This window comes from Nocardia sp. bgisy134 (genome assembly GCF_057708325.1).
The window spans coordinates 1-25,809 of record NZ_JBYIRW010000001.1; the positions used below are offsets into that span (position 1 = coordinate 1).

26 protein-coding genes are annotated in these 25,809 nt (G+C 67.7%); 20 read left to right on the forward strand and 6 right to left on the reverse strand.

The window, feature by feature from the left end; all coding sequences use genetic code 11:
- Window positions 1-274 precede the first annotated feature (274 nt).
- From AC3ERS_RS00005 to AC3ERS_RS00020, 4 genes are all read left to right on the forward strand, one after another.
- Window positions 275-829, forward strand: a complete 555-nt coding sequence (locus AC3ERS_RS00005) for a hypothetical protein (RefSeq protein ID WP_431962097.1) — start codon at window positions 275-277, stop codon at window positions 827-829.
- Window positions 830-879: 50 nt separating this feature from the next.
- Complete coding sequence (gene nucS, locus AC3ERS_RS00010; protein WP_067841333.1) at window positions 880-1,572, forward strand: endonuclease NucS; 693 nt, start codon at window positions 880-882, stop codon at window positions 1,570-1,572.
- Between the two features lie 18 nt (window positions 1,573-1,590).
- Window positions 1,591-2,304 carry an endonuclease/exonuclease/phosphatase family protein gene (locus AC3ERS_RS00015; RefSeq protein WP_431962099.1) on the forward strand — a complete coding sequence of 238 codons (714 nt, stop codon included), beginning with the start codon at window positions 1,591-1,593 and terminating at the stop codon, window positions 2,302-2,304.
- Window positions 2,305-2,382: 78 nt separating this feature from the next.
- Complete coding sequence (locus tag AC3ERS_RS00020) at window positions 2,383-2,679, forward strand: ATP/GTP-binding protein (RefSeq protein WP_431962101.1); 297 nt, start codon at window positions 2,383-2,385, stop codon at window positions 2,677-2,679.
- 138 nt (window positions 2,680-2,817) lie between these two features.
- Here the strand turns inward: AC3ERS_RS00020 and AC3ERS_RS00025 are convergent, their stop codons facing one another.
- Window positions 2,818-3,819 carry a coiled-coil domain-containing protein gene (locus tag AC3ERS_RS00025; RefSeq protein ID WP_431962103.1) on the reverse strand — a complete coding sequence of 334 codons (1,002 nt, stop codon included), beginning with the start codon at window positions 3,817-3,819 and terminating at the stop codon, window positions 2,818-2,820.
- Between the two features lie 86 nt (window positions 3,820-3,905).
- Entirely contained in the window at window positions 3,906-4,379 is a 474-nt protein-coding gene (gene mce / locus AC3ERS_RS00030; protein WP_431962105.1) for a methylmalonyl-CoA epimerase, read from the reverse strand.
- A 130-nt stretch (window positions 4,380-4,509) separates the two neighbouring features.
- Here mce and AC3ERS_RS00035 point away from each other — a divergent pair, with 130 nt between their 5' ends.
- The 3 genes from AC3ERS_RS00035 to AC3ERS_RS00045 all read left to right on the forward strand — a co-directional run bounded on the left by AC3ERS_RS00035 (window position 4,510) and on the right by AC3ERS_RS00045 (window position 7,107).
- Window positions 4,510-5,688, forward strand: a complete 1,179-nt coding sequence (locus tag AC3ERS_RS00035; protein ID WP_431962107.1) for an acetyl-CoA C-acetyltransferase — start codon at window positions 4,510-4,512, stop codon at window positions 5,686-5,688.
- Between the two features lie 140 nt (window positions 5,689-5,828).
- A complete protein-coding gene (locus tag AC3ERS_RS00040) occupies window positions 5,829-6,197 on the forward strand; it encodes a DUF3817 domain-containing protein (RefSeq protein ID WP_431962109.1) in 369 nt (122 codons plus the stop codon).
- Window positions 6,198-6,258: 61 nt separating this feature from the next.
- On the forward strand, window positions 6,259-7,107 hold the full coding sequence (locus AC3ERS_RS00045; RefSeq protein ID WP_431963530.1) for a tetratricopeptide repeat protein: 849 nt from the start codon (window positions 6,259-6,261) through the stop codon (window positions 7,105-7,107).
- Between the two features lie 218 nt (window positions 7,108-7,325).
- Here the strand turns inward: AC3ERS_RS00045 and glgB are convergent, their stop codons facing one another.
- From glgB to AC3ERS_RS00065, 4 genes are read right to left on the reverse strand one after another with little or no spacing between them, the layout of a single operon-like run.
- The gene (gene glgB / locus AC3ERS_RS00050; RefSeq protein WP_431962111.1) at window positions 7,326-9,503 is read right to left on the reverse strand and encodes a 1,4-alpha-glucan branching protein GlgB; all 2,178 of its coding nucleotides are present in this window, start codon (window positions 9,501-9,503) and stop codon (window positions 7,326-7,328) included.
- Entirely contained in the window at window positions 9,500-11,503 is a 2,004-nt protein-coding gene (locus AC3ERS_RS00055; RefSeq protein WP_431962113.1) for an alpha-1,4-glucan--maltose-1-phosphate maltosyltransferase, read from the reverse strand. Before AC3ERS_RS00055 ends, glgB begins: the two co-directional genes overlap by 4 nt.
- 39 nt (window positions 11,504-11,542) lie before the next feature.
- Entirely contained in the window at window positions 11,543-12,184 is a 642-nt protein-coding gene (locus AC3ERS_RS00060; RefSeq protein WP_431962115.1) for a LysE family translocator, read from the reverse strand.
- Window positions 12,185-12,238: 54 nt separating this feature from the next.
- A complete protein-coding gene (locus tag AC3ERS_RS00065; RefSeq protein ID WP_431962117.1) occupies window positions 12,239-12,853 on the reverse strand; it encodes a TetR/AcrR family transcriptional regulator in 615 nt (204 codons plus the stop codon).
- A gap of 63 nt (window positions 12,854-12,916) precedes the next feature.
- On the opposite strand from AC3ERS_RS00065, the gene AC3ERS_RS00070 reads away from it, so the two are divergent.
- From AC3ERS_RS00070 to AC3ERS_RS00130, 13 genes are all read left to right on the forward strand, one after another.
- Window positions 12,917-13,369, forward strand: a complete 453-nt coding sequence (locus AC3ERS_RS00070; protein ID WP_431962119.1) for a VOC family protein — start codon at window positions 12,917-12,919, stop codon at window positions 13,367-13,369.
- A gap of 51 nt (window positions 13,370-13,420) precedes the next feature.
- Window positions 13,421-16,069, forward strand: coding sequence for an alpha-glucan family phosphorylase (glgP, locus tag AC3ERS_RS00075; RefSeq protein WP_431962121.1), 2,649 nt, complete (start codon window positions 13,421-13,423; stop codon window positions 16,067-16,069).
- A gap of 140 nt (window positions 16,070-16,209) precedes the next feature.
- Complete coding sequence (locus AC3ERS_RS00080; protein WP_431962123.1) at window positions 16,210-17,571, forward strand: NCS2 family permease; 1,362 nt, start codon at window positions 16,210-16,212, stop codon at window positions 17,569-17,571.
- A 121-nt stretch (window positions 17,572-17,692) separates the two neighbouring features.
- On the forward strand, window positions 17,693-18,232 hold the full coding sequence (locus AC3ERS_RS00085; protein ID WP_431962125.1) for a DoxX family protein: 540 nt from the start codon (window positions 17,693-17,695) through the stop codon (window positions 18,230-18,232).
- Window positions 18,233-18,357: 125 nt separating this feature from the next.
- On the forward strand, window positions 18,358-18,753 hold the full coding sequence (locus AC3ERS_RS00090; protein WP_431962127.1) for a RidA family protein: 396 nt from the start codon (window positions 18,358-18,360) through the stop codon (window positions 18,751-18,753).
- Between the two features lie 178 nt (window positions 18,754-18,931).
- Window positions 18,932-19,570 carry a formylglycine-generating enzyme family protein gene (locus AC3ERS_RS00095; protein WP_431962129.1) on the forward strand — a complete coding sequence of 213 codons (639 nt, stop codon included), beginning with the start codon at window positions 18,932-18,934 and terminating at the stop codon, window positions 19,568-19,570.
- A 200-nt stretch (window positions 19,571-19,770) separates the two neighbouring features.
- Window positions 19,771-21,381, forward strand: a complete 1,611-nt coding sequence (locus AC3ERS_RS00100) for a serine/threonine-protein kinase (RefSeq protein ID WP_431962131.1) — start codon at window positions 19,771-19,773, stop codon at window positions 21,379-21,381.
- Between the two features lie 171 nt (window positions 21,382-21,552).
- Window positions 21,553-21,696: a hypothetical protein gene (locus AC3ERS_RS00105; protein ID WP_431962133.1), complete on the forward strand. Its 144-nt coding sequence runs from the start codon at window positions 21,553-21,555 to the stop codon at window positions 21,694-21,696.
- A gap of 11 nt (window positions 21,697-21,707) precedes the next feature.
- Window positions 21,708-22,463, forward strand: coding sequence for a hypothetical protein (locus AC3ERS_RS00110; protein WP_431962135.1), 756 nt, complete (start codon window positions 21,708-21,710; stop codon window positions 22,461-22,463).
- Window positions 22,464-22,613: 150 nt separating this feature from the next.
- A complete protein-coding gene (locus AC3ERS_RS00115; RefSeq protein WP_431962137.1) occupies window positions 22,614-23,195 on the forward strand; it encodes a DUF3558 domain-containing protein in 582 nt (193 codons plus the stop codon).
- Between the two features lie 97 nt (window positions 23,196-23,292).
- A complete protein-coding gene (locus tag AC3ERS_RS00120) occupies window positions 23,293-23,709 on the forward strand; it encodes a hypothetical protein (protein WP_431962139.1) in 417 nt (138 codons plus the stop codon).
- Window positions 23,710-23,718: 9 nt separating this feature from the next.
- Window positions 23,719-25,044 (forward strand): hypothetical protein, encoded by a 1,326-nt coding sequence (locus tag AC3ERS_RS00125; RefSeq protein WP_431962141.1) that lies wholly within the window; start codon window positions 23,719-23,721, stop codon window positions 25,042-25,044.
- Complete coding sequence (locus AC3ERS_RS00130; protein ID WP_431962143.1) at window positions 25,041-25,808, forward strand: ESX secretion-associated protein EspG; 768 nt, start codon at window positions 25,041-25,043, stop codon at window positions 25,806-25,808. The genes AC3ERS_RS00125 and AC3ERS_RS00130 overlap by 4 nt, the downstream gene beginning before the upstream one ends.
- Window position 25,809 lies beyond the last annotated feature (1 nt).

A 25,809-nucleotide genomic window follows, 5' to 3' on the forward strand; every position in this document is an offset into this window, starting at 1 on the left:
CGGGCTAGACTCCTACCGCACGGACTAGGTCGTATTCGCAAGTGGGGGAAGAGAATTGAACTACGACGGGGGCTTCGTCAAGCCTGAACAGGCGCAGGTGCCCGGTTCGTCTCCGCCGCCTCCCGGCTACCACAATCCCGGATACCACCAGGCGCCCGGTTTTCCGCCACCAGGTTCTCCGCCACAGGGGTTTCCACAGAGCTATCCGGCGCCGGGCTATCCGCCGCCGAGACGTCGGCGCTCCGGGCTCGTAGTGGCTTTCTCTATCTTGGGCGTGCTCGTCTTGCTGGGTGGTGTCACGACGGTCGTGCTGTTGCGAGCCGGTGTGTTCGAGACGGCCGCGGATTCGGAACCGATGCAGATTCCCGCCGTCGGCAGCTGCACCGACGTGGAGGAGACGAGTTTTCCACTGCACGAACTCCTTCCGGTGCGCGACTGCACGGATCCGGAGGCAACGAGGAAGGTCACCCGAGCGGCGATCGTGACCGACACCGACATCGAGGTCGACTGCAAAGACAAAGAGGTGCTGTTCATCACCCAGGGGTACAACTTCGGTGAGTACGCCGTCGCGCACTCGTGCGCGCAGCCGAATCTGGTTGTGGGGAACTGCTACACCGACGCCGGCGGCGGCTACCGATACGACGCGACGTGTCGTCGCGATGCTGCAGGACGGCTCGACCGCAAAGTGCCCGGCGTGATGGACACCCAGATGTGCAATACGGCGGCGCCCGACGACTACGCGGCGCAGATCAGCTTCATCTTTGTCGATCACCTTCACTACGTCGACGAAGCCGAGCGCGCGACGTACTGCTTCGTCCCGCTGGGCTGAGAAGGTCGGGCGGGTCAGGGCAGTTGTGGTCCAGGGCCTAGACTCGACCGGTGCGCCTCGTGATTGCTCGTTGCCAGGTCGATTACGTCGGTCGTTTGACCGCTCACCTTCCGATGGCCCGCAGGCTGCTGTTGATCAAGGCCGACGGCTCGGTGCTCGTCCACTCCGATGGTGGCTCGTACAAGCCGCTCAACTGGATGAGCCCGCCGTGCTGGCTGGAAGAGCGCGATGCGGCCGCCGCGGAACTGCCCGAGGGCGCGAAGGCGCTGTGGGTGGTGACGAACAAGGCGGGCGAGGAACTACGCATCACCATCGAAGATGTGGAGCACGACTCCTCGCACGAGCTCGGCGTCGACCCGGGCTTGGTGAAAGACGGTGTGGAAGCTCATCTTCAAGAGTTGCTCGCCGAACACGTGCAGACCCTCGGGCCCGGCTACACGCTCGTCCGGCGTGAGTACATGACCGCCATCGGACCGGTGGACCTGCTCTGCCGGGACGCCGACGGCGCGACCGTGGCGGTGGAGATCAAGCGGCGCGGCGAGATCGACGGCGTGGAACAGCTGACCCGCTACCTCGAACTGCTGAACCGCGACCCGTTGCTCGCCCCGGTGGCCGGAGTGTTCGCCGCCCAGCAGATCAAGCCGCAGGCGCGTACCCTCGCCGAAGACCGTGGCATCCGTTGCCTCACACTCGATTACGATGCCCTGCGCGGCACGGAGAGCAACGAATTCCGCCTCTTCTGACCCGGAAAACGCAGAGACATGATCACCGTCGCGACCTGGAACGTGCTGCACCGCGTGCACGCCGAGAACTGGTACGAGGACGTCGCGTCCAAGTGGCCCATGGAAGCCGAGCGGATCGACGCCATCGCAGCGCGGGTGTCGAAGCGTCCGGAACAGATCATCGCGCTGCAAGAGGTCAGCGGTGATCTGGTGGCGGCGCTGCGCGACGCGCTGCCCGACCGCACGATCCACACGCTGCGCTATCCCCGGGTGCCGCGGTCGAAGCGCGTGCCGACGGCGCTCCGGGAGCGGGACGAGTATCTGGTGCTTGTGGTCGACGATCCAGGGCGGAAGGTGTTCGCGGCGGCCTTCGGCGACGATCCTGGCAAGGGTGCGTTGGCGGTGGTGACGTCCGGGCTGACGGTGATCGCCACGCACGTCACCGGAGACGATCGGCGTGGGCGGCAGCTGTCGACGCTGGCGGGCTTGGCGCTGTCCGACCCTGCGCGTCCCGCCGTGCTGCTCGGTGACTTCAATGCCGACCGTGTGGTCGTGGCCGAGGAGCTCGGCCCCGGCTTCACCGTGGCGGCGCTGCCCACCGACGCGCTGCCAACCCGCCCGCGGACCGCAGGCGCCAAGTCCCAGTTCATCGACCACGTGGTCACGTACGGCGTGGAGGCGCGCGAGGCAGCGGTGGAGAGCGCCGATGGCCTGTCGGACCACAACCTGGTGCGTGCGGCCATCGCCGTGTGAGCCGACGGGCTCCGGGCCCGCGAGGCGGGGCAGAGGTGCGGGGGCGTCCGGCCGGCAGCGCCTATTAGGCTTGTCGGCATGCCTCGTCGGAAACCGCGCGCCCGCAATCAGGCCGGGTCCGACGTCGCGCCGCTCGGCGACGTGTTCGGCCGCACCGAGCGCGGTCCGGACGACGACGTCTACGTCGTCCGCACCATTCCCGGCACCCGCGCCACGAAGACCTACCGCTGCCCGGGATGCGATCACGAGATTCCGCCCGGCGTCGCCCACATCGTCGCTTGGGCCGCCGACGGCGGCGAGGACGACCGCAGGCATTGGCACCGCGGCTGCTGGAACGGTCGCCGGACGCGCCGCATCACCCGTCGCTGGTCCTGAGCGGCGCACGTCGTAGAGCCCTTGTCGCCGAGTCCGCGCGACCGCTGGCAACCTCGCACAACTAAGAAGGCCGCTCCCTGACGGGAGCGGCCTTCGGGTGAATTCTGTTCTGGTACCGCGTCGTCGCCTCAGCCGACGTCAGTTCGCGATGTCGGCGTTCTCACGCTCTTCGAGGTCGTAGTCCTCGTCTTCGCCGGCGACCTCGGGGATCGCCTTGGTGGTGCGGGAACCGACCGACTTGGTGCTGCCGCCGATCGACTTGCGCTGCTCCGGAACACCGTCCAGCAGTTCGCTTTCCCGGTTGACGGCCGCGAGCATCGCGGGCACCGAGTCGAGCTGACCGCGGATACCGAGCAGCTGGGCGAGCACCCGGCCGCGCAGCACGCGCATCTCCTCGGCCAGTTCCTTGGCGTGCGCGATCTTGCGCTCGGAGGTCTGGGTGGCGGAGGTGATGAGACGGTTGGCCTCGTCGGTCGCGTCCTTGATCCGCTGGGCGGCCTCGGCGCGGCTGGTGGCTTCCAGCTCCTCCATGGCGCGGGTCAGCTTGGTGCGACGCTCGGCCATGGTGACCTCGAAGTCCTGCTGGGTCGCCTTGCGCTTGGCTTCGGCTTCCTTGCCGAGGCGCTCGACCTCGGCTTGAGCGGCTTCGATGATCTTCGCCGACTCGGTGCGTGCATTCGCCAGGGTCTGCTCGAACTCGATGTCGAGCGCCTCGCGCTTCTCCTTGGTCTCCGCGAGCAGCGACTCGTATTTGCCGCGCATCTCGGTCGCCTGCTGCTCCGCGATCGACACCATTTCCGCGGCCTCGGCCTGGGCGAGAGCCCGGACCTCGGAGGCCTCGTCGGAGGCCAGCCGCAGCATGCGGGAGATGCGGTCGGACATGCCTTCGGCAGTGGTCGGCGGCACCGAGAGTCGGTCGACCTCCTTGCGGAGCTCGTCGATCTCGTCCCGCGCGTCCTCCAACTGGCTCGCGAGGTTACGGGCTTGCGCCGCAGCGGCATCGCGATCGGTGGCGGTGACCCTCAGCTCGGCATCGAAGCGGTCGAAATAGTTACGCACCTCGTCTTGCGCATAACCCTTGCGCACAACGGTGAAGGGCAGTGCAACGAAGCGATTGCGATCGGACTCGGGTGACGACATGGCACACAAACTACAGCCTATGGAGGGCCGATGGTGACTCGACCGCGAATGTGATCTGGACGAGTTTTTCGGCCCCGATCTTGATACTAGTGCGTAACATTCGGGTTCGGCTCGACCAACTCGATCAGCACACCGCCAGCATCCTTCGGGTGGATGAAATTGATGCGGGAATCGGCGGTTCCGTGCCGGGGAGCGTCGTACAGCAAACGCAGGCCGCGATCGCGCAGATGAGTGGAGACGGCCTCGATGTCGGTGACGCGGTAGGCGAGCTGCTGAAGGCCCGGTCCGCTGCGATCGATGAACTTGGCGATGGTCGAGTCCGCGTTGAGGGGCGCCAGCAACTGCAGAGCAGTCGCGCCGTCCGGCGCACCGGGCAGCGACAGCATGGCCTCGTGCACGCCCTGGCTCTCGTTGACCTCGCGGTGGGTCTCGATCATGCCGAGATTCTCGGCGTACCAGGCGATTGCGGTGTCCAGGTCCGGGACCGCGATGCCGACGTGGTCGATCGCGACCACGTAGTCGCCCGGAATGAGTTCGGAGGTCTGATTTGCGTTGCTCACGACTTCGACGGTAGCGCCAACCTGGGCGGAGCCGCAGAGGACGGGCACGCTACCGTTGAGTACAACTCTTGACACCGCGCCGTCGCCCGCACGATGGCGCGTGGTTCCACCAACGAATGCGAGGCTCGTCGTGACCACAACCGTCATCGTCTCCGGTGCGCGCACCCCGGTCGGCAGGCTGCTCGGCGGTCTGAAGGACTTCACCGGGTCCGATCTCGGCGGTTTCGCGATCAAGGCCGCGCTGGAGAAAGGCGGCGTCGCGCCCGAGCAGGTCGACTACGTGATCATGGGCCAGGTGCTCACCGCGGGCGCGGGCCAGATCCCGGCCCGGCAGGCGGCGGTGGCCGCGGGCATCCCGATGGACGTGCCCGCCCTGACCCTGAACAAGGTCTGCCTGTCCGGCATCAACGCGATCGCGCTCGCCGACCAGCTGATCCGCGCCGGCGAGTACGAGATCGTCGTCGCCGGTGGCCAGGAGTCCATGAGCCAGGCGCCGCACCTGCTCGAAAAGAGCAGGGAGGGCTTCAAGTACGGCGATGTGACGCTGCGCGACCACATGGCCTTCGACGGCCTGCACGACATCTTCACCGACCAGGCCATGGGCGCGCTCACCGAGCAGCGCAACGACACCGACAGCATCAGCCGCGAGGACCAGGACGCGTTCGCGGCGGCCTCGCACCAGCGCGCGGCGGCGGCGTGGAAGAACGGTCTCTTCGAGGAGGAGGTCGTCCCGGTCGCGGTGCCGCAGCGCAAGGGCGATCCGGTGCTGGTCAGCGCCGATGAGGGCATCCGAGCCGACACCACCGCGGAGTCGCTGGGCAAGCTGCGCCCGGCCTTCCGCAAGGACGGCACCATCACCGCGGGCACCGCCTCGCAGATCTCCGACGGCGCGGCCGCGGTGGTCGTGATGAGCAAGGAGAAGGCACAGCAGCTCGGCCTGAGCTGGATCGCCGAGATCGGCGCCGCGGGCGTCGTGGCCGGTCCGGACTCCACCCTGCAGGACCAGCCCGCCAACGCCATCGCGAAGGCCTGTGCGCGCGAGGGCATCTCGCCCGCCGAGCTGGACCTGGTCGAGATCAACGAGGCGTTCGCCGCGGTCGGCATCGCGTCGGCCCGCAAGCTGGGTATCGACACCGAGAAGGTGAACGTCAACGGCGGCGCCATCGCCATCGGCCACCCGCTCGGCATGTCGGGCGCCAGGATCGTGCTGCACCTGGCCCTGGAGCTGAAGCGCCGCGGCGGCGGCGTCGGCGCGGCCGCGCTGTGCGGTGGCGGCGGTCAGGGTGACGCGCTGATCATCAAGGTCTAGTTCGCCGAGATCTGATTCGCCCGAGCGTCGCGTCCGGTGGCTTCCACGCCGGACGCGGCGCTCGGCGCATCCCCACCGGGGACATCGATGTGACGTGTTCAACTACGACCCGTCGTAGTGCATGCGGCACAATGGGGCGCATGGGTTTCTTCGATCTGCGCAGCGTCGCCGGTAGATTCCGATTCTTTGCGGTACTCGAGGCACTGTCGTGGCTGGGTCTGCTGGTGGGAATGGGCTTCAAGTACCTCCCCGATCCCGGCAACGAGGTGGGTGTGAAGATCTTCGGCCCGGTGCACGGCGCCATCTTCATCCTGTTCGTGCTGACCTCGCTGCTCGCCGCGCGTGAGCTGAACTGGAACTGGAAGACCCTCGTCCTCGCGCTGCTCTCCAGCATTCCGCCGTTCTTCACGGTGGTCTTCGAGGTCTGGGCCGTGCGCACCGGCAAGCTGGGCGAGCTGAGCAACGCCGACGCGACCCCGGCCGCGGAAGCCGTTCGCGTCCCGTCGTGACAAACTGGAAACCGTGACTCGACCTGCCGCACGCCGCCCCTCGCCCGCCGTTGCCGCCGCCATGTCCGGAGCGGTGGATCTGTCCAGCCTGAAGCAGCCGCCCGCCGGTGCGGCCGGTGCTGCCGGTGGCGACTACGCGGTCGGCGAGGCGGACTTCGAGACCAAGGTGCTGCGCAGGTCGATGCAGGTTCCGGTGGTCGTCGCGCTGTACTCGCAGCGCAGCCCGGGCAGCGTCGAGCTGGTCAAGACCCTGGAGCGGCTGGTCGCGGCCGACGGCGGCGCGTGGGAGCTGGCCACCGTCGAGGCCGAGGCCAACATGCGCATCGCGCAGGCACTGCGGGTGCAGGGCATCCCGACGGTGATCGCCATTGCCGCCGGGCAGCCGCTGGCCGATTTCGAGGGCGCGCAACCCGAGCCGCAGGTCCGGCAGTGGCTCGACGCGGTGGTCGACGCGGTCGCGGGCAAGCTCGAGGGCGGCGCGGCCGAGCAGCAGCCCGCGGAGGACCCGCGCTTCGCCGCCGCCGAGGACGCGCTCGAGCGCGGTGACCTGGCGGGCGCCGAGGCCGCCTACGAGGCGATCCTGGCCGCGGAGCCGAACAACGAGGAGGCCAAGGGCGCGCTGCGGCAGCTGCGTTTCCTGGCCAGGGCCCAGCAGGTGCCCGATTCGGCGCTTGCGACCGCCGACCAGGACCCGGCGAATGTCGACGCCGCCATCGACGCCGCCGACCTGGAACTGCTCAACCAGCAACCGGAAGCGGCGTTCGACCGGCTGATCGCCGTCGTCAAGCGCACCGCGGGCGACGACCGCACCAAGGCGCGCACCCGCCTGCTCGAACTGTTCGAGCTGTTCGATCAGGCGGAGCCCTTCGTGGTCGCGGCCCGGCGGAAGCTCGCCGCGGCGCTGTACTGATCGCGACCGATTGGGGACCGATTCACGCGGTCGCGACGAATGCGCCCTGCCGGCTCCGCCGACGCCCGAGCGCCCAGTTCACCGACACCTCCAGACGCCCGGAGCGATTGCGCCCCGGGCGTCTTCGCGTTGAGCCCTGCCGATCGAACAGCCAGGCTGATCCGGCCGACCGATCAGGGCGGCCGTCACTCGGGCGGGCCGTTCAGGCGGGCGGTCGATCAGGCAGGTGGCCCCGCCAACCACACCGCGCTGTTCGACGCGAGCGCGACGGTCGCCGAGAACGGCCGGCCGTGCCAGGGGATCTCCTCGGTCTTCACCGCGCCGAAATTCCCGACGCCGGAGCCGCCGTACTCCGCCGCGTCGGTGTTGAGGATCTCGGTCCACTCGCCCGCGATGGGCAGCCCGACCCGGTATTCGCCGTGCACCGAGCCGGAGAAGTTGTACACGCAGGCGACCACCGATCCGTCCGCGCCGTAGCGCAGGAACGCCAGCACGTTGTGGTCGCGGTCGTCGGCCTCCAGCCAGGAGTAGCCGCCCGGGGTGGTGTCCTGGCTCCAGAACGCCGGGTGGGCGCGGTAGGCCGAGTTGAGGTCGCGGACGGCCGCGGCGATGCCGGAGTGCAGCGGATTGTCCAGCTCCGCCCAGTCCAGGCCGCGATCGTGCGACCACTCGCGGAACTGACCGAAATCCTGGCCCATGAACAACAGCTGCTTACCGGGATGGGCCCACATGTAGGCCAGCAGCGCACGCACGCCCGCCGCCTTGGCGAAATCGTCGCCCGGCATCCGCGTCCACAGTGTGCCCTTGCCGTGCACGACCTCGTCGTGGCTGATCGGCAGCACGTAGTTCTCGCTCCAGGCGTACATCAGCGAGAAGGTGATCTCGTTGTGGTGCCAGGAGCGGTGGATCGGGTCCCGGCGCAGGAAGCCGAGGGTGTCGTGCATCCAGCCCATGTTCCACTTCATGGTGAAACCGAGGCCGCCCACGTCGGTGCCGCGCGTGACGCCGGGCCAGGTGGTGGATTCCTCGGCGACGGTGATCACGCCGGGGTGGTGGCGGTGCACGGTGTCGTTGAGGTCTTGCAGGAAGTCGACGGCTTCCAGGTTCTCCCTGCCACCGTGCACGTTCGGCTCCCAATCACCTTCCCGGCGTGAGTAATCCAGGTAGAGCATGGAGGCGACCGCGTCGACGCGCAGGCCGTCGATGTGGAATTCCTCGATCCAGTAGCGCGCGTTGGCGACGAGGAAGTTGCGCACCTCGTGCCTGCCGAAGTCGAAAATGTAGGTGCCCCAGTCGAGTTGCTCGCCGCGGCGCGGGTCGGCGTGCTCGTAGAGCGGAGTGCCGTCGAAGCGGGCCAGCGCCCATTCGTCGCGCGGGAAGTGGGCGGGCACCCAGTCGAGCAGCACGCTGATGCCCGCGCCGTGCAGGTGGTCGACGAAGGCGCGGAAGTCGTCGGGGGAGCCGAAGCGCGCCGTCGGGGCGTAGTAGGAGGTGACCTGATAGCCCCAGGAGCCGCCGAACGGGTGCTCGGCGATGGGCAGCAGTTCGACGTGGGTGAAGCCCGCGGCCCGCACGTAATCGGCCAGCTGCACGGCCAATTCGCGATAGCCGAGGCCGGGCCGCCACGATCCGAGGTGCACCTCGTAGACGCTCATCGGAGCCCGGTTGGGATCGGTCGCCGCGCGCCGTTCGAGCCAGTGCGCGTCGTGCCAGGTGTGCTTGCTCTCGGTGACGACCGAGGCGGTCGCGGGCGGGTGTTCGGTGGCGAAGGCGAGCGGGTCGGCGTGGTCGACTGTGCGTCCGTCGGCGCCGTGCACCCGGTATTTGTACTTCTCGCCGACGCCGACGCCGGGGACGAAGACCTCCCAGACACCCGACGTGCCGAGCGCGCGCATCGGCGCGGTGTTGCCGCTCCAGCCGTCGAAATCGCCGATTACGGTGACGCCGCGGGCATTCGGCGCCCAGACCGCGAACGAGACGCCCTCGACCGCGCCGTCCAGCGTGGTGTAGCGGCGCGGGTGGGCGCCGAGCACATCCCACAGTCGCTCGTGGCGGCCTTCGCCGATCAGGTGCAGGTCGAGTTCGCCGACCGTGGGCAGGAAGCGATAGCCGTCCGCGGCGACGACGGTCGGTCCGCCGGGGTAGGTCGTGACGAGGCGGTAGTCCATCAGATCCGGGTACGGCAGCACCGCCGCGAAGGTCCCGTACCCCAACGGTTTCAGCGCGTGGTCGACGCCGCCGACGCGGACCGCGACCGTGTCCGCGTGCGGGCGCAGCACCCGCACGACCGTCCCGTCCGGGTGCGGATGAGCGCCGAGGACGGTGTGCGGATCGGGATGGGTGCCCGCCGCGAGCAACATCAGATCGCGGCGGTTGATGGTGGCCACGCGGGTCATCGGAACGACCGCCGGTAGGCCAGCTCCAGTCGCGCGGGGGCGGGCACCGGCGGCAAGGCGATGATGTGCGCGACCGCCTTGGCCGGATCGAGGCGCACGTAATTCGTCTGCGCCCAGTGGTATTCCTCGCCGCTCACCTCGTCGACGACCACCGGATGGTCGTGCCACTCGCGGCCGAGGGCGGGGAGATCGAGCGAGATGAAGCCTTGCTCGGCGCCGTAGGGGTTCAGGTTGACCACCACGAGTACCGCGTCGCCGCTGGTCGGATCGAACTTGGAGTACGCGAGGAGCGCGTCGTTGTCGATGTGGTGGAAGTGCAGGCAGCGCAGCTGTTGTAGCGCCGGGTGGGCGCGGCGGATCTCGTTGAGCCTGGTCAGCCACGGCTCCAGCGATTCGCCGCGGGCCAGCGCCTCGGCGAACGGGCGCGGGCGCAGCTCGTATTTCTCCGAGTCCAGGTACTCCTCGCTGCCCGGACGTACCGCCTGGTGCTCGAACAGTTCGAAACCGGAGTACACGCCCCAGGTCGGCGCCAGGGTGGCGGCGAGAACGGCGCGGATGGCGAACATGCCTGGCCCGCCGTGCTGGAGGCTCTCGTGCAGGATGTCGGGGGTGTTGACGAAGAGGTTGGGGCGGGCCTCGTCGGACTTGGCGGCCAGCTCGTTGCCGAACTCGGTGAGCTCCCACTTCGCCACCCGCCACGTGAAATACGTGTAGGACTGGCTGAATCCGCGCCGGGCGAGGCCGTACAGGCGGGCAGGGCGGGTGAAGGCCTCGGACAGGAAGATCACGTCCGGATCGGTGCGCCGCACGGTGCCGATCAGCCATTCCCAGAAGTCGGCGGGCTTGGTGTGCGGGTTGTCGACGCGGAAGATCTTGACGCCCAGGCCGATCCAGTGCCGCACGACGCGCAGCACCTCCGCGTAGAGCCCGTCGGCGTCGTTGTCGAAGTTGACCGGGTAGATGTCCTGGTACTTCTTCGGCGGGTTCTCGGCGAAGGCGATGGTGCCGTCGGGCAGCGTGGTGAACCACTCCGGATGGGCGGCGACCCAGGGGTGGTCCGGCGCGCATTGCAGCGCCAGGTCGAGGGCGACCTCCATGCCGAGTTGTCCAGCGGCGGTGACGAATTCGACGAAATCCGCCTCGGCGCCGAGCGCCGGGTGCACGGCGTCGTGTCCGCCGTCCTTCGAACCGATCGCCCACGGGGAGCCGACATCGCCGGGGTCGGCGGTCAGCGCGTTGTTGCGGCCCTTGCGGTTCACCTCGCCGATCGGGTGGATCGGCGGCAGGTACACCACGTCGAAGCCCATGCCCGCTATCCGGGAGAGTTCCTTGGTCGCGGTCGCGAAGGTGCCGTGCACGGGCTTGCCTTCGGCGTTCCAGCCGCCGGTGGAGCGCGGAAAGAACTCGTACCACGAGCCGTACAGCGCGCGGTGCCGCTCGACCTGCACGGTGTGCTGCGGGCCACGGGCCACCAGGTCGCGCAGCGGTGTGGCGTGCAGGATCTCGGCGACCTCCTCGGCGAACGCGGGCGCGACTCTGGCGGGTAGCTGCTCGTCGCTGCGCAACGCCGCCGCCACCGCGCGCAGCTTCTCGAACTTGGCTTTCGGTAGCGCCTGCGCGGCCCGCTCGAACAGCCGTGCGCCGAGTTCGAGGTCGTTGGCCAGATCGACGGCGCTCTGCCCGACCGCGAGCTTGACCTCGACCGCGTGCCGCCAGGTCGCGATGGGATCGCTCCAGCCCTCGACGCGGAAAGTCCACGCGCCGGGCAGGTTCGGGACGAAGGTGGCGTTGAAGACGTCGGGCTCGAAGTCCGGGGTCATCCGGATTCGGGTGGCCCGGGCTGCTCCGGGAGCGCGCACCGTGAGCGTGGCGGCGACCGCGTCGTGTCCCTCGCGCCACACCACGGCGCGCACCGGGAACACCTCGCCCACCACGGCCTTGGCCGGGCGGCCGCCGGGGATGGACGGGGCGGTGTCATCGATGGCGATGCGGCCGGTCACGTGGACCAACCTACCCGGTGCCGTAACCATGGCGCGGATTCAGCGGGCATCGGCGGCCAGGCCGAGGCCGAGCGCCACCAGCACGGCGCCGAGCGCCCGCTCCACCCGCTGCCGGATGCGCGCGCGGCGCAGCAAGCCGCCCGCCCGGTCGGCGGCGAGCACCACGCCGACGCACCACGTGGTGTCGATCACCAGCTGGATCGCGGCGAGGATCAGCACCGTCGGCAGCACCGGCCCGCTGCTCGGCAGGAACTGCGGCAGGATCGTCAGGCCGAACACCGCGGCCTTGGGATTCGCGGCGATCGAGAGCAACGCGGCGCGGAATGCCGAGGCGGGGGTGCGTCCCGCGGGCAGCAGTGCCGTCCTGGTCGAGCCGAACGCGTCGTCGCGGCCCGCGCCGCGCCAGGCCTGCACGCCGAGCCAGATCAGCACCGCCGCGCCGAGCACGTGCACCGCGGTGTTCAGCACGGAGTTCGCGACCAGCAGGACGGAGAGTCCGGCCCCGCCCGCCAGGGTCCAGCCGAACACGCCGATCTCGTTGCCTGCCACCGCGGCGAGGCCGGCCCGGCGGCCGTCGCGTACCGACCGCTGTAAGAACAGCGCCGTCGCCGGGCCGGGCAGCGCGGCGAGCGCGAGGCAGGCCAGCAGGAATTCGGGAAGCACGTCGACCCAGTGCGGCATCAGCAGATGCTGTCACGAGCGGCGCGGTCCGGCCAGCGGAATCGTGGTCGCGGATCAGCGGGCGGGATCGTCGCGCAGGGCCTCGAGCAGCCTGCGCAGGGCCGCGGTGGTCTGGTCGAGCGCGTCGGGCTCGGACGTTGTGGTCAGCCACAGCGCGGCTTCGTTCATCGCACCGGACAGCAGATGGGTCAGCGGGGCGATGGGCTGTGGCGCCAGCACGCCCGTGTCGATCAGCAGGCGCAGGGCCTCACCGAGGTGGCGGGCGGAGTTGGCCTCGTCCATGCCCCGCCACTCGCGCCAGCCGAGCACGGCGGGGCCGTCGATCAGCATGATGCGCTGGATCTCGGGATCGGTGCAGGTGGCGAGGAACGCCTCGCATCCGGCGACCAGCTGGGTCCAGGCGTCGGCAGCGGGATCGGCGGCCGCCGCGACCCGTTCGCCGACCTCCTGCTGCACCTGTTCCAGCACGGCGCGGAACAGCTCGGTCTTGCCCGCGAAATTGTGGTAGAGCGCGCCCTTGGTCACTCCGGTCGCCGCGACGATCTCCGAGAGGCCAACGGCTCCATAGCTTTTCGCGGCGAACAGGCGTCTGCTCTCGCGCAGCAGTGCGCGGCGGGTCGCTTCGCGCTGCTGGGTGCGCAGGGTGCTCGGCATCGTCGACCTTCCCATTGACATTCCATCGGTATGCGAAATACTGTACTTCACATACCATCGGTACGTGAAAGGTCGCTCATGAAACTCGGCAGCTTCTATCCCGTCATCGGCGCCACCCGGCTCGCGCAATCGCGCGACTTCTATACCGAGTGGCTGGGCTTCGAGATCACCTTCGAGGCGGACTGGTACATCTCCCTGCGCCGTCGAGGCGCGGCCGGCGAGCCCGAATACGAGCTGGCGCTGCTCGACTACACGCACTCGACGGTGCCGGAGGCCTACCGCAAGCCGGTGCAGGGTCTGCTGCTGAACTTCGAAGTCGACGACGTCGACGCGGAATGGGAGCGCCTTGTCGTGCGGGGCGGACTCCCCGCCGAACTGGAGATCAGGACCGAGGACTTCGGCCAGCGTCACTTCATCGTCGCCGACCCCAGCGGCGTGCTCGTCGACGTGATCACCGAGGTTCCGCCGAGCGCGGAGTACGCCGATCAGTTCAGCGCGGAATACACCGCCGAGAAGTTCGCCGATCAGTGACTCGTATCGTCGGGGCGGCCGAGGGGCACGGCGTTCGGTAGGGTTCGCGGAGTGAAGGCATTGCGTCGATTCACCGTCCGTGCCCATCTGCCCAAGCGTCTCGCGGCCCTGGGCGAACTCTCCACGAATCTGCGCTGGTCATGGCACTGGCCGACGCAGGATCTGTTCCGGGATCTCGACCCCGAGCTGTGGCGCGAGGTCGGGCACGACCCCGTGCGGATGCTCGGTGAGGTGCCCGCCGCCCGGCTCGACGAGCTGGCCGCCGACGCGGACTACGCGGGCCGGGTCGACGCGGCCGCGGCGAATCTGCGCGACTATCTCGCCGGCCCCGGCTGGTTCCAGCGCCAGAACGGCGAGGAGGGCGTGCGCGGCATCGCCTACTTCTCGATGGAGTTCGGCGTCACCGAGGTGCTGCCCAACTACTCCGGCGGACTCGGCATCCTGGCGGGCGATCACCTCAAGGCTGCCTCGGATCTGGGACTGCCGCTGATCGGCGTCGGCCTGCTGTATCGGTCCGGATACTTCCGGCAGTCGCTGTCCTCGGACGGCTGGCAGATCGAGCACTATCCCGCGCTCGACCCGCAGGGCCTGCCTCTGCGCTTGCTGACCAGCGACTGCGGCGCGAGCGACGGGCCCGGAGGCGGTAGCTCGCGTGACCACGCAGGGCCCCGGGAGCGCCGCCATGGATCCAGCTCGCCGGTGCTCGTGCGTGTGGCGATGCCGGAGGGCAGGGTGCTGCGGGCGCGGGTGTGGATCGCGCAGGTCGGGCGGGTGCCGCTGCTGCTGCTGGATTCCGATATCGCCGAGAACGATCCCGAGTTGCGCGCCGTCACCGACCGGCTCTACGGCGGCGATCAGGACCACCGGATCAAGCAGGAGATCCTGGCGGGCATCGGCGGCGTGCGCGCGGTGCGCGCCTACACCAGGGCCACGGGCCTGCCCGATCCCGACGTGTTCCACATGAACGAAGGTCACGCGGGCTTCCTCGGCGTCGAGCGAATCCGCGAATACGTCTCGGGCGGACTCGATTTCGACACCGCGCTGGCGGCGGTGCGGGCCGGGACCGTGTTCACCACGCACACCCCGGTGCCCGCGGGCATCGACCGGTTCCCGATGCCGCTGGTGCGCCGCTACTTCGGCGGCGGGCACGGGGAAACCGAATCCGCCATGCTGCCCGGCCTTTTCGTGGACCGCATCGTCGCGCTCGGTCGCGAGGCGGATCCGTCGGTGTTCAATATGGCGCACATGGGCCTGCGGCTGGCCCAGCGCGCCAACGGCGTGTCCCAGCTGCACGGCGAGGTGAGCCGTGGCATGTTCGCGCCGCTGTGGCCCGGCTTCGATCCGGCGGAGGTGCCGATCGGCTCGGTCACCAACGGCGTGCACGCGCCGACTTGGGCCGCGCGCGAATGGCTCGACAAGGCGCGCGAACTCATCGGCGCGGAGCTGGTCGAGGAGGCGCGCGGCTGGGAACGGCTGCGCGATGTGGATCTGGGCGAACTGTGGTCCACCCGCAACACCCTGCGGGCCACGCTGGTCGCCGAGGTGCGCCGCCGGATGCGCGCGTCCTGGCTGCAACGCGGCGCCGCCTCGGCCGAATTGGGCTGGATCGACCAGGTCTTCGATCCCGACGTGCTGACCGTCGGTTTCGCCCGCCGCGTCCCGACCTACAAGCGCCTCACGCTGATGCTGCGCGATCCGGAGCGGCTGCGCGCCCTGCTGCTGCATCCCGAGCGGCCGATGCAGTTGGTCGTCGCAGGCAAGAGTCACCCCGCCGACGACGGCGGCAAGTCGCTCATCCAGCAGGTCGTCCGGTTCGCCGACGATCCCGAGGTGCGCCACCGCATCGTCTTCCTGCCCGACTACGACATGTCGATGGCCAGGTACCTGTACTGGGGTTGCGATGTCTGGCTGAACAATCCGCTGCGCCCGCTGGAGGCCTGCGGCACCTCGGGCATGAAGTCCGCGCTCAACGGCGGGCTCAACCTCTCCATCCGCGACGGCTGGTGGGACGAGATGTACGACGGCGAGAACGGCTGGGCGATACCCACCGCCGACGGCGTCGCCGACGAACACCGCCGCGACGATCTGGAGGCCGCCGCGCTCTACGACCTGTTCGAGCGCACCGTCGCGCCGCGGTTCTACGACCGCGACGGCGCGGGCATGCCGGTGCGCTGGGTCGAGATGGTCCGGCACACCTTGCAGACCCTCGGCCCGAAGGTGCTGGCCTCCCGCATGGTGCGCGACTACGCCGTGCAGTACTACGGACCGGCCGCGGGCGCCTCGCGGCGCGCGGTGGCCGACGAATTCTCGGGCGCGCGGGCGGTCGCGGAGTACCGCGGCCGGGTCGCGGCGGCGTGGCCGTCGGTGAAGGTGATCCAGGTGGACAGCGCCGGACTGCCGGACACCCCGATCATCGGCGCGCCGCTGTCGCTCACCGCGCGCATCGAGCTGGGCGGGCTGGACCTGTCGGACGTGGTGGTGCAGGCGGTGTTCGGCCGCGTCTCGCCGACCGACGAGCTGTCCGACGTCACCACCATCCCGATGACGCACGTCGGATCCGATTCCGGCGTGGAGTTCTTCGAGGTCCAGACGCCGCTCCCGGTATCCGGCGCCGTCGGATACACCGTTCGGGTGCTGCCGCACAACGACCTGCTCGCCTCCGACGCCGAGCTCGGCCTGGTGGTCGCGCCGAGCGCCTGATGTCGGCGGCGATGCCGCGTGGGTGAGCATCGTCACGTGTGTCCTCGAGCGGAGCGGCTCGCACCGGCACCGTGATTCAGTGAATCGTCGGCTAACGTGCCTGGGCATCCCCTTGTTCGACCGCCAGGACTGGAGAACCCATGGCCACCGACCTGCTGACCCGGACCCGGGGTCGCTTCGACGCGTACTTCGGCGTCAGTCAGAACGGATCGACGATGCGTCGCGAAGTGATGGCGGGCACCGTGACGTTCCTGGCCATGTCGTACATCCTCGCGGTCAATCCCGCGATCCTCGGTGACGAAGGCGCGCTGGGCGACAAGGGAATCCCGATGCAGGCGGTGTTCACCGCCACCGCCGTCGCCGCGCTCGTCGGCACCCTGGTGATGGGACTGTGGGCGCGGTACCCGATCGCGCTCGCGCCGGGCATGGGACTCAACGCGTTCTTCGCGTTCTCGGTGGTGCTCGGCATGGGCATCCCGTGGCAGGTCGCGCTGTCGGGGACCTTCCTGTCCGGCGTCATCTTCTTCGTGCTCGCCGTCACCAAGGTTCGCGAGAAGATCCTCAACGCCATCCCGCTGCAACTGAAACTGGCGGTCGGCGCGGGCATCGGCATGTTCGTCGCGTTTCTCGGGCTGAAGAACGCGGGAATCGTCACCTCCAGCGAGGCGACCTTCGTCAAGCTGGGCGATTTCACCGAGGGCACCACCCTGCTCGCGCTGTTCGGCCTGCTGGTGACTGTGGTGTTCCTGGTGCGGGGCTGGCACGGCGCGGTGCTCTACGGCATCGTGCTCACCGCGGGCCTCGGCATCGTGACCGGGCTGGTGGAGCTACCCGACGGCGTCGCCGCGCTGCCGCGCGGGCTCGACGAGACCTTCGGACAGGCCATCGTGCACCTGCCCGACGCGTTCACCGCGCAGATGGCCGTGGTCGTGCTGACCATGTTGTTCGTCGACTTCTTCGACGCCTCCGGCACACTCATCGGCGTGGCCAACCAGGCCAGGCTGCTCGACATGGACGGCAAGCTGCCGCGCGCCGCCAGCGCGTTCGCCGCCGACTCGGTCGGCACCATGGCGGGCGCGGTCATCGGCACCTCGACCACCACCGCGTATGTGGAATCCACGGCAGGCGTCTCGGCGGGCGGCCGGACCGGGTTGACCGCGGTGACGACGGCGGGATGGTTCCTCGTCGCGATGTTCTGCTATCCGATCTTCGCGGTCGTCGCGGGATCGACCGAGGTGACCGCGCCCGCGTTGATCGTGGTCGGCATCCTGATGGCGCGCTCGCTCGGCGAGATCGACTGGAACCGGCTCGAGTACTCGGTGCCCGCGTTCATCACCATCATCGTGATGCCGCTGACCTATTCGATCGCGAACGGGCTGGCCATGGGCATGATCTTCTATCCGGTGGTGATGGTCGCGCGCGGCCGGATCAAGGAGATCCATCCCGCCATGTGGGCGCTGCTGGTGATCTTCCTCGGATACTTCTTCTTCCTCGCGGAGTAGCCGGAATAGATCCCGCGAGCGAGGAGTTGGGTCACACTGTGTGATAATCGGACCGCGGTCCGATTAGTTGCCGAAACTGACGATCGTGTCCACGACCACGTTGCAGGGATGAGGAACCAGCATGACCACCAAGTCGGCACTGCCGAATATCGAGACCACCAGCCCGCTCGACGCCGTCTCCAGCGACATCGGGCTGGTGATCGTGCGGGTCGTCTTCGGCGGCCTGCTCGCCGCGCACGGCGCGCAGAAACTGTTCGGATGGTTCTCCGGCTACGGGCTCGAGGCCACCCAGGCGAGTTTCGAGCAGATGGGCTACAACCCCGGCACACTGTTCGGCACCCTGGCCGGTCTGACCGAGATCGTCGGCGGCCTGATGCTGGCCCTCGGTGTGCTCACCCCGCTGGCCGCGGCCATCGTCCTCGGCACCATGCTCAACGCGATCAACGCCACCTGGGGTCCCGGCTTGTTCGGCCAGGGCGGCTGGGAGATGGCGCTGCTGTTCGGCACCGTCGCCGCCACGCTGGGCTTCACCGGGCCGGGCAAGTTCTCGCTGGACGCCGGACGTCCGTGGGAGCGCAAGGGTTTCGTGTGGGGCGCGGGCGCGGTGGCGCTGGCCGTCGCCACGGGCATCGTCACGCTGATCCTCAAGTGGGTGCTCTGAGCGGGATGCGGTCCTGATCGGGCGGCGCGGTGATTTCGATCGCCGCGCCGCCTTTCGTTTGTCACACCTCGCGCTGCCGCGTCGTCGTCTCGGTGCGGCCCAGTAGAGATTCAGGAGAGCGAACGATGACCATCGAGATCAGCAACCCCGCCGAACTGCACGACCCGACCGGATTCGGCTACAGCCACGTCGCGCGAGTGTCCGGCGAGCTGGTTCTCATTGCCGGCCAATACGACTCCGACGCCGAAGGACACACCACCACCGCGGACTTCGCGGGCCAGGTGGACCGGGCCTTCGCCAACCTCGGCATCGCCCTGCGCTCGGCGGGCCTCGACTACCCCGACGTGGCTCAGCTGCGCACGTTCATCGTCGACCACGATCTGGACAAGCTCACGGTGCTCGGCAAGAAGATCGCCGAGATCTGGGGCGAGCTGCCGCCGACGCAGACGCTGCTCGGCGTCGCGGCGCTGGCGCTGCCCGACATGCTGTTCGAGGTGGACGCTGTCGCTGTGCGGGGCTGAGCCGAGGGGCCGGGCGGGTGCCGAGCGTATCCGCCCGGCCCGGGCGTATCTCCGCATTCGCCAGCTGTACGCGGGACCGCGTCCGGCTGTGTTGGCGTGCGTGCCTCCCGCTTTCGCCTGCCGTCGTCGACGGACTCGCGCACACTAAGATCGTGCGTTCGTGAGCGTGGGTATCGAGTTGGTGGCCGTCGCGGCGGGTCGGGTGACGTTGTCGGATCGGCGCACCGAGCGGAGCTGGTCGGTGGATCTCGCGCCGTACCGGATCGGCGCGGTCGCGGTGACGCAAGAGCAGTATGCGGCGGTGACCGGGCTGCGGCCGAGTTCCGTCGAAGGGGATCGGCTTCCGGTGGAGAGCGTTTCGTGGGCCGACGTGATCGGATTCTGCAACGCGCTGTCGGAACGTGAGGGGCTCGCGCCTGCCTATCGGGTGGACGGGGCCTACGTGGAATGGGAGGTTTCCGCCGACGGCTATCGATTGCCCACGGAAGCTGAGTGGGAATATGCCTGCCGCGCGGGTACTTCCGGTCCGCGATATGGCGAACTCGACGAGATCGCCTGGTACCGAGACAATTCCCACGGGCATGCGCATGAGGTCGGCGGGAAATCGCCTAATGCCTGGGGGCTGTACGACATGCTGGGCAACACCTGGGATTGGTGCTGGGACATCTACGACGCCGAGGTGTACGGGGAATACCGCGTGCTGCGCGGCGGGGGGTGGTCCGATCAGCACTGGAGTTGCCGTGCGTCGGTGCGGCGGCGGAGCCATCCGACATTTCGGATCGATGACGTGGGGTTCCGGGTCGCGCGCTCCGCGTGAATCGAAACAGGTCGGCGCCGAGGGTGATTCACCGACAGCCGCGGTGTTTCGGGCCGCGCTTTGGCGGTCCTGACCTGGATTGCGCGCGGGCGGAGGTTCGCCGCACAGATAGTTGTCGCGCCCGCTCCAGGTAGTCGCTTCCGAGCCGGGTGCACTAGCATCGGCTCGCTTGCCGGTCGACGGACGAAGGAGGGGGCGGCATGCTGCACGAGGGGGAGGTCTTCGCGGGCTACGTCATCGAGCGACAGCTGGGTCGCGGTGGCATGGGCTCGGTGTATCTGGCCAGGCATCCGCGCCTGCCCCGACGTACCGCGCTGAAGCTGCTGAATCGAGAGATGTTCGCCGACAACGAGATTCGCGCCCGCTTCGAGCGCGAAGCCGACCTCGTCGCGCAGTTGGACCACCCGAACATCGTCACCGTCTACGACCGCGGGATCGAGAACTCGCAGCTGTGGATCTCGATGCAATACGTCGACGGTTCCGATGCCGCCGAAGCCGATCCGAACTCACTCGCGCCCGACCGCGCCGTCCGGATCGTCGCCGAAACCGCCAAGGCGCTGGACTACGCGCACGGCATGGGCATCCTGCACCGTGACGTCAAACCCGCCAACATCCTGCTCGCCCGAGCGGGCATCGACCAGGAACGCATCTTCCTCACCGATTTCGGCATCGCGCGCCTGCGCGACGACGCGGGCCACCTGACCCAGACCGGCACCTTCACCGCCACCCTGACTTACGCCTCCCCGGAACAGCTCACCGGCGCGCCGCTCGACGGCCGCACCGACCAGTACTCGCTGGCTTGCACGCTGTATTGGCTGCTGGCGGGTGTGGTGCCGTTCGAATCCACCAATCCCGCGGTCGTCATCCAAGGGCATTTGCAGCAGCCGCCGCCTCCGTTGAGCAGTCTTCGCCACGGTCTGCCGGTCGCGTTGGATGGTGTGCTGGCGAAAGCGTTGTCGAAGCGTGCCGAGCAAAGATTCGGCAGCTGTGCGGAATTCGCCGAGGCGGCGCGGCGGGCGCTTGCGGGCGTGGCGACCAGTGGCGCGGCGATGACACCACCCCAGCCATACTTCGCCGCCCCTCAGGCGCCGATGCCGCACGGGCCGGTTGCTCCGCCACCGAGCCGGGTGCCGATAGTGCACGGACACGTCCCTCCGGCACGCATGGCGCCGGGGCCGGACGGCGGCATGATGATGCCTATGGGCGCGCGGCCACAACGGCGTTCGCCACTCGTCCTGCTCGCCGTCTTGTGCGCCGTCGCGGTGCTCGCCGTCGGCGGCGTCGCCACCGCGATGGTGCTCAGCAGCACGAAGGATCCCGCCGAAGTCGACCTCATTCACCAAGAGTTTCCCGGCATGGTGCCCGCCGACCGATTGGATCCCGGTTTCCGGAATGCGAAGTGCGACAAACGCACCACCCGGAGCACCGACAGTTCGAACATGCAACAACGCCCGGACTTCGGTAGTTGGACAGAAGCTTGGTTCTGCTACAGCGGCGACGGTGTCGGCCCCAGCAGCCTCAACCCGCCCTACTACGAGTTCTACCGTTACCGGTCCGCCACCGACGCCCGCGCGGTTGTCGCCGGACTTCCCGGCAACAAGCGCTCCGAGGACGCACACGGATCGAAGACGTACACCAACTACACCCTCGACCGCCAGGAAGCCGGCTTCACCTACACCCGCATTGTCACCGTCTTCACCGGCGACACCGACCGCGAAACCCTTCTCATGTACACCCACAGCATGGAAGGTTCCCTCCACCTCGACCTGGACGGTGTGCGGAAATGGTGGCGCGAAGCGCCGCTCTCGTGAGAACCGGTGGCGGGCCACGACGTGCCGATCGCCGTATTCGGCAACTATGACGCCGAAGTCAGCGCCATCCCGGCTCGGTCCGCAACCCGATCATTGTCATAGACGCCGTCGGTCGGGCCGAATTCTCAACGTGGAGTAGGCTTTCGGCGGATCACGAGGGGGGTGACCGCAGTGGCGGAGTGGACTGTCAACTCGGCGGTGCGCGAGCAGGCAGGAACTCGGAAGCCCAATCGCGACCGGATCGTCATGCCCGGCGATCTGGATGACGATGATCTGTACTTCCAGGACCGCAACCAACGGGGCTGGCTCCAGTGAGGCGACTGAGAATGATCGGTGACCGCTTGATCGGTGACCAGTACCGCCCTAATAGTGGTGACTTCGAAGCGGATCCGCTACCGCCGACTCCCATGGTGTATCAGCGGCCGTGGACTCACGAGAACGATGTGACGATCAAGCTGCGCCGGTGCCGGGACCCCTTGCCGAACACCCGTTCCCTCTGGACGAAGAAGGACCCTGCGCTACGCGTCGAACCACTCGAACTGGAAATCGCGCAACCTCTGCCCGACGTGTGTCCCGGACATGGCCGTCCGGCGGTTTCGCGAAGCCACGTGCGAGCCTGTTTCTACGACACTGACCTTCATCCTCGGTTTCATCGGACGGCCGCCGAACGAGGTATCGGCAAGGCCTTGTCGACGGGAAGCAGCGAAATCGCGCCTGTTTCAACGATTCTCGTCTGCGATTGGCCCGTCTGTGACCGATGCGTCCGCACGGCCCGGCGATACCGCTGGCTCGCCCGCTCGCTGCTGTTGCTGATGGCCGCCAATCTCGTCGCTGTGGTTGTGGTCAGCGTGGCGAACATTGATCCTCTACTCATCCCGTTGGTACTGACACTGTTTCCGGGTTCGCTTCTGGGGCTGGTGGTGGTCGTTCACCTGTTCAACAAGAGCGCCCAGCGGGTGACCTATCGCCCCATCTGTGACGAGAGGTTCGCCTTTGTCCAAGCTCACGCCCGTTTCTGTGCGGCGATCGAACAAGATCCGCGCTATCGTCCTCCGCTCGGTGCCGAGTCCGATGCGCCGTGATCAGCGGCAGCGGGGAGGAGCGCCACTCTCCCGAGCTGTTGGGCGCTTGGTCGCGTTCGGATAAGCTGACCTTGCCCAAGTGGGAACCGTGGGGGATCTGTCTACGTCTCATCCTGTGAGGGCTCGTCGGCGCTGGATGTCAGGAGGGGTATGCGAGCCATGGGGATGTCGAAGAGCTTCTCGGTGCGTCTGGCTGTTGGTGCGGCTGTGATGAGTTCCGTGCTGGCGGGCTGCACGTCGACTGTTGGCGGGAATGCGACGGAGGAGGGGAGTAGCCCGGTCTCCCACAATGAGTCGGTGCCGTTGTTCAATCCGTGTACGGATCTGTCGGACGATGTGTTGCGGGGGGACAAGTTGGATCCAGCGACGAAGCACGTCGATGTGGACAGCGGCGATCCTATGGGGTGGTGGAAGATCTGTAACTGGCGATCGACCGAAGGGCCGTATGCTGTCGGTATCTTTTCGACCCGCCGCACGGTTGCAGAGCGTCGGACGAATGAGCAGAATTTGATCCTAGACGACGTGGTCATCGGATCACGCGCTGGGCTGACATCTACCGAGAAGAACGACCCCGACAAGCTGAGTTGCTATGTGAGCATTCCTGCTTCGCAGGGAATGTTTGAGTTGGGTATCCACTGGCGATACAGCGAACGTGAGTTGTTGCCTCAATCGCCACCTTGTGATTTTGCGATTCGGCATATGCGGTATTTCGAGCCGTTCTTGCCGAAATGATGCTGGTGGTTGTCGGTTTCGGCTGGTCACGAAACGTTGCCGGAGCCAATCTATTCGTTTGTGGTCCACGTGTCCGGATCGTCTGAGAGGGGGTCTGATGGCGGACGGGAATGAGCCCGCAGTCACGCAGAGCGCGAGTTCGATAGAGGGTGCGCTTGCGCAGTGGCAGCAGTACAAGCAAAAGGCTGAGTCCGGGGAGTTTCGGATGGATTCGCAGATCGGTGACGCGTTGCGCGGGCGTGCCCAGGCCATGTTGGACGGTCTTGAAGAGGTGCTTCTGGTAACCGCGAAGCAATTGGGCCGAATCAACGGCTTTGGGACTTTGCCCTCTGCCGAGGCATTGAAAGCCAAATTCGAGAACAAGGCAGTCAACGACTCCGACTCTGCGGTCAATCAGTTGAAGAAGCACATCGACCTTGTCACGTTGATGCGCGATACCTATGCCTTGTCGATTCGCAAGCTTTCCGACACCGATCAGTCCACTGCCAGTCAGTTCAACAATACGGATGTGTAAGCAGGCGTAATGGGCACTCCTCCGCACGAATGGCTGGCCAATATCGGCAGCTATGGCGTTCCAGTAATTGCGGTTCCGCGTCATGTGTACAACTTCTTCCACGCGCGATCCGAAGCTCAGAACCAACAGGAAGACTTCAACGATCGCCAAACGAAGTACCAGAACCAGTGGGATACCGACCGGCAGATCGTCAACAAGACGTGGTCGGACCTGCAGTCGCAGTACGACGGCCGCTACGCGGACCGAGTCCTCATGGGAGACAAGAAAGAATCGTTCCTCTCGCAGTCTCACGAGTGGATCTACAACCACTTGAAGGACGTCAAGCAACCCGAGATCAACGAGGCCGCCAATGGTTGGCGCGACATGGTCCGCGAAGCCGAACGCCTCGTCAGTGACTTCTCCACCGGCGTGCAACGCGACATCGACGACTTCATGCAGGGCAAGACCGCCAACGCGGTCGTCGAGTCCACGAAGTCCTACGCGGATGAGATGAAGAAGCTGATCGTCACGTTCAACATGGTGGCGCGGGGTCTGGATCTCACCGAGGGGTATCTGACCCAGGCGCAGCAGACCGTGGACACTCCGCACAGTCTGTCGCTCATCGATCAGGTCATCGGTCACATCCCCGGCAACGGGGTCTTCAAGAGCGCCCAGTACCGCGCCGACGAAGCCGAGAATCGGGTCCGCGACTTCATGGATCGGGTGTATCAGCCCGGTGTCGTGGACGAAGTGGATCCGTACACGCCGATCCTGCCCGAGCCGAAGAGCGCGATCGACGACAAGAAGGAAGAGCCGAAGATTCCTGGGCCCGGTCCGGGTCCCGGTCCTGGTCCAGGCCCGGGGCCCGGACCAGGTGATCCGGGCACTGACGACCCGACGGACACGGATACACCCGAGGACCCGACGACGGGCGACCCGCAGAGTACGACTCCGCAGAGCACGACTCCGACCGATCCGACGTCGACCACGCCGGCCTCCACGACACCTGCCGTGACGGTTCCCGACACCAAATTGCCGAATACGGGTCTGCCGACGCCCTCGGGTCCGGGCCCAGGGGCGCCCGGTCCGGGCGTGCCGACGATCCCGTCGCCCGGGCGGTCGGTGCCGGGTGGGAACGTGCCGGGGCAGTCGGGGCCGTCAGGCGGGTTGGCCAACAGTCGTCCGGCGGGCACCGGCAGGGCGGGCATGCCCGGCATGGGCGCTCCAGCCGCTCGCGGTAAGGGCGATGACGACGATGAGCACAAGACGCCCGACTATTTGATCTATGACCATGGAGACGAATTGCTCGGGATGCAGCCGCCCGCTCTGCCGCCGGGTGGAGTGATCGGCGGATGAACGAATCTCATTGGCGCCTGGACGGTTTCATGTTCCAGCTGGCGCTGGAGGCGTTCGGCCGTGACCGATTGCCCTATCCGCTGCGCTACACCGTCGAAGGCATCGAGGCGCACGACGATTACCTGCATGCGCGCGCCGAAGCCGGGCAGCGGCTCGGCCGGATCGCCGACCACCGCCTGCACGGCGCATTGCAGGTGCTGCTCGAGCCGCAAGTCCGTGTGGAGGTGCACGGCTTCTTCGGGCGCGATTTCGCCCAGGTCGTTCGTATCCATGCGGGTGTGGACGGCGATACCGCGACGGTCGCGGTCCAATTGCCAGGGCCGACACAGCAGTACGGCCGCGACGTGCTGCTCTGGAACTGTCCAGCGCGAGCCGCCGCTCGGCTTATTGTGGCCCACCTGCCGAGATGCGCCGAGGGGCGACACGCGCCGATCCGCGGGCGTCGCTCTGATTTGGATCGGACGGACTACGCGCGCCACCCGACGCGGTTGTCGCACACCGAGGAGTTGAATCGCATTCTGCGGCGCCCCCGGTCCGGTCTCGGGGAGATCACCGCCTACCGGGGCGCGGCCTACGACAGCAGGCCGACGAATGACGGACGGGGATTCCATTGGCTGGACTATCTTCCCGCGGACGGTAGGTACCTGCTCTACCACCAGGGTGGTGAGGATTTCACCGTCACGCCAGGGGGCCCCGAAGAGATCGAGCGGCAGCTGGCCACCTTGATCGAGTCGACGTATCGCCCCGTTGCCCGTCGCTGGTGAC

Bases quoted from the DNA above. Each gene is read 5' to 3' on its own strand.
- glgB (WP_431962111.1), bottom strand. From the start codon at position 9,503: ATGACCCGCGTGGCCACCATCAACCGCCGCGATCTGATGTTGCTCGCG.
- AC3ERS_RS00045 (WP_431963530.1), top strand. From the start codon at position 6,259: ATGTCCGGAGCGGTGGATCTGTCCAGCCTGAAGCAGCCGCCCGCCGGT.
- AC3ERS_RS00025 (WP_431962103.1), bottom strand. From the start codon at position 3,819: ATGTCGTCACCCGAGTCCGATCGCAATCGCTTCGTTGCACTGCCCTTC.
- AC3ERS_RS00130 (WP_431962143.1), top strand. From the start codon at position 25,041: ATGAACGAATCTCATTGGCGCCTGGACGGTTTCATGTTCCAGCTGGCG.
- AC3ERS_RS00080 (WP_431962123.1), top strand. From the start codon at position 16,210: ATGGCCACCGACCTGCTGACCCGGACCCGGGGTCGCTTCGACGCGTAC.
- AC3ERS_RS00015 (WP_431962099.1), top strand. From the start codon at position 1,591: ATGATCACCGTCGCGACCTGGAACGTGCTGCACCGCGTGCACGCCGAG.
- AC3ERS_RS00020 (WP_431962101.1), top strand. From the start codon at position 2,383: ATGCCTCGTCGGAAACCGCGCGCCCGCAATCAGGCCGGGTCCGACGTC.
- AC3ERS_RS00065 (WP_431962117.1), bottom strand. From the start codon at position 12,853: ATGGGAAGGTCGACGATGCCGAGCACCCTGCGCACCCAGCAGCGCGAA.
- AC3ERS_RS00090 (WP_431962127.1), top strand. From the start codon at position 18,358: ATGACCATCGAGATCAGCAACCCCGCCGAACTGCACGACCCGACCGGA.
- AC3ERS_RS00120 (WP_431962139.1), top strand. From the start codon at position 23,293: ATGGCGGACGGGAATGAGCCCGCAGTCACGCAGAGCGCGAGTTCGATA.
- AC3ERS_RS00085 (WP_431962125.1), top strand. From the start codon at position 17,693: ATGACCACCAAGTCGGCACTGCCGAATATCGAGACCACCAGCCCGCTC.
- AC3ERS_RS00070 (WP_431962119.1), top strand. From the start codon at position 12,917: ATGAAACTCGGCAGCTTCTATCCCGTCATCGGCGCCACCCGGCTCGCG.
- AC3ERS_RS00040 (WP_431962109.1), top strand. From the start codon at position 5,829: ATGGGTTTCTTCGATCTGCGCAGCGTCGCCGGTAGATTCCGATTCTTT.
- AC3ERS_RS00125 (WP_431962141.1), top strand. From the start codon at position 23,719: ATGGGCACTCCTCCGCACGAATGGCTGGCCAATATCGGCAGCTATGGC.
- AC3ERS_RS00110 (WP_431962135.1), top strand. From the start codon at position 21,708: ATGATCGGTGACCGCTTGATCGGTGACCAGTACCGCCCTAATAGTGGT.
- AC3ERS_RS00115 (WP_431962137.1), top strand. From the start codon at position 22,614: ATGCGAGCCATGGGGATGTCGAAGAGCTTCTCGGTGCGTCTGGCTGTT.
- AC3ERS_RS00100 (WP_431962131.1), top strand. From the start codon at position 19,771: ATGCTGCACGAGGGGGAGGTCTTCGCGGGCTACGTCATCGAGCGACAG.
- AC3ERS_RS00060 (WP_431962115.1), bottom strand. From the start codon at position 12,184: ATGCCGCACTGGGTCGACGTGCTTCCCGAATTCCTGCTGGCCTGCCTC.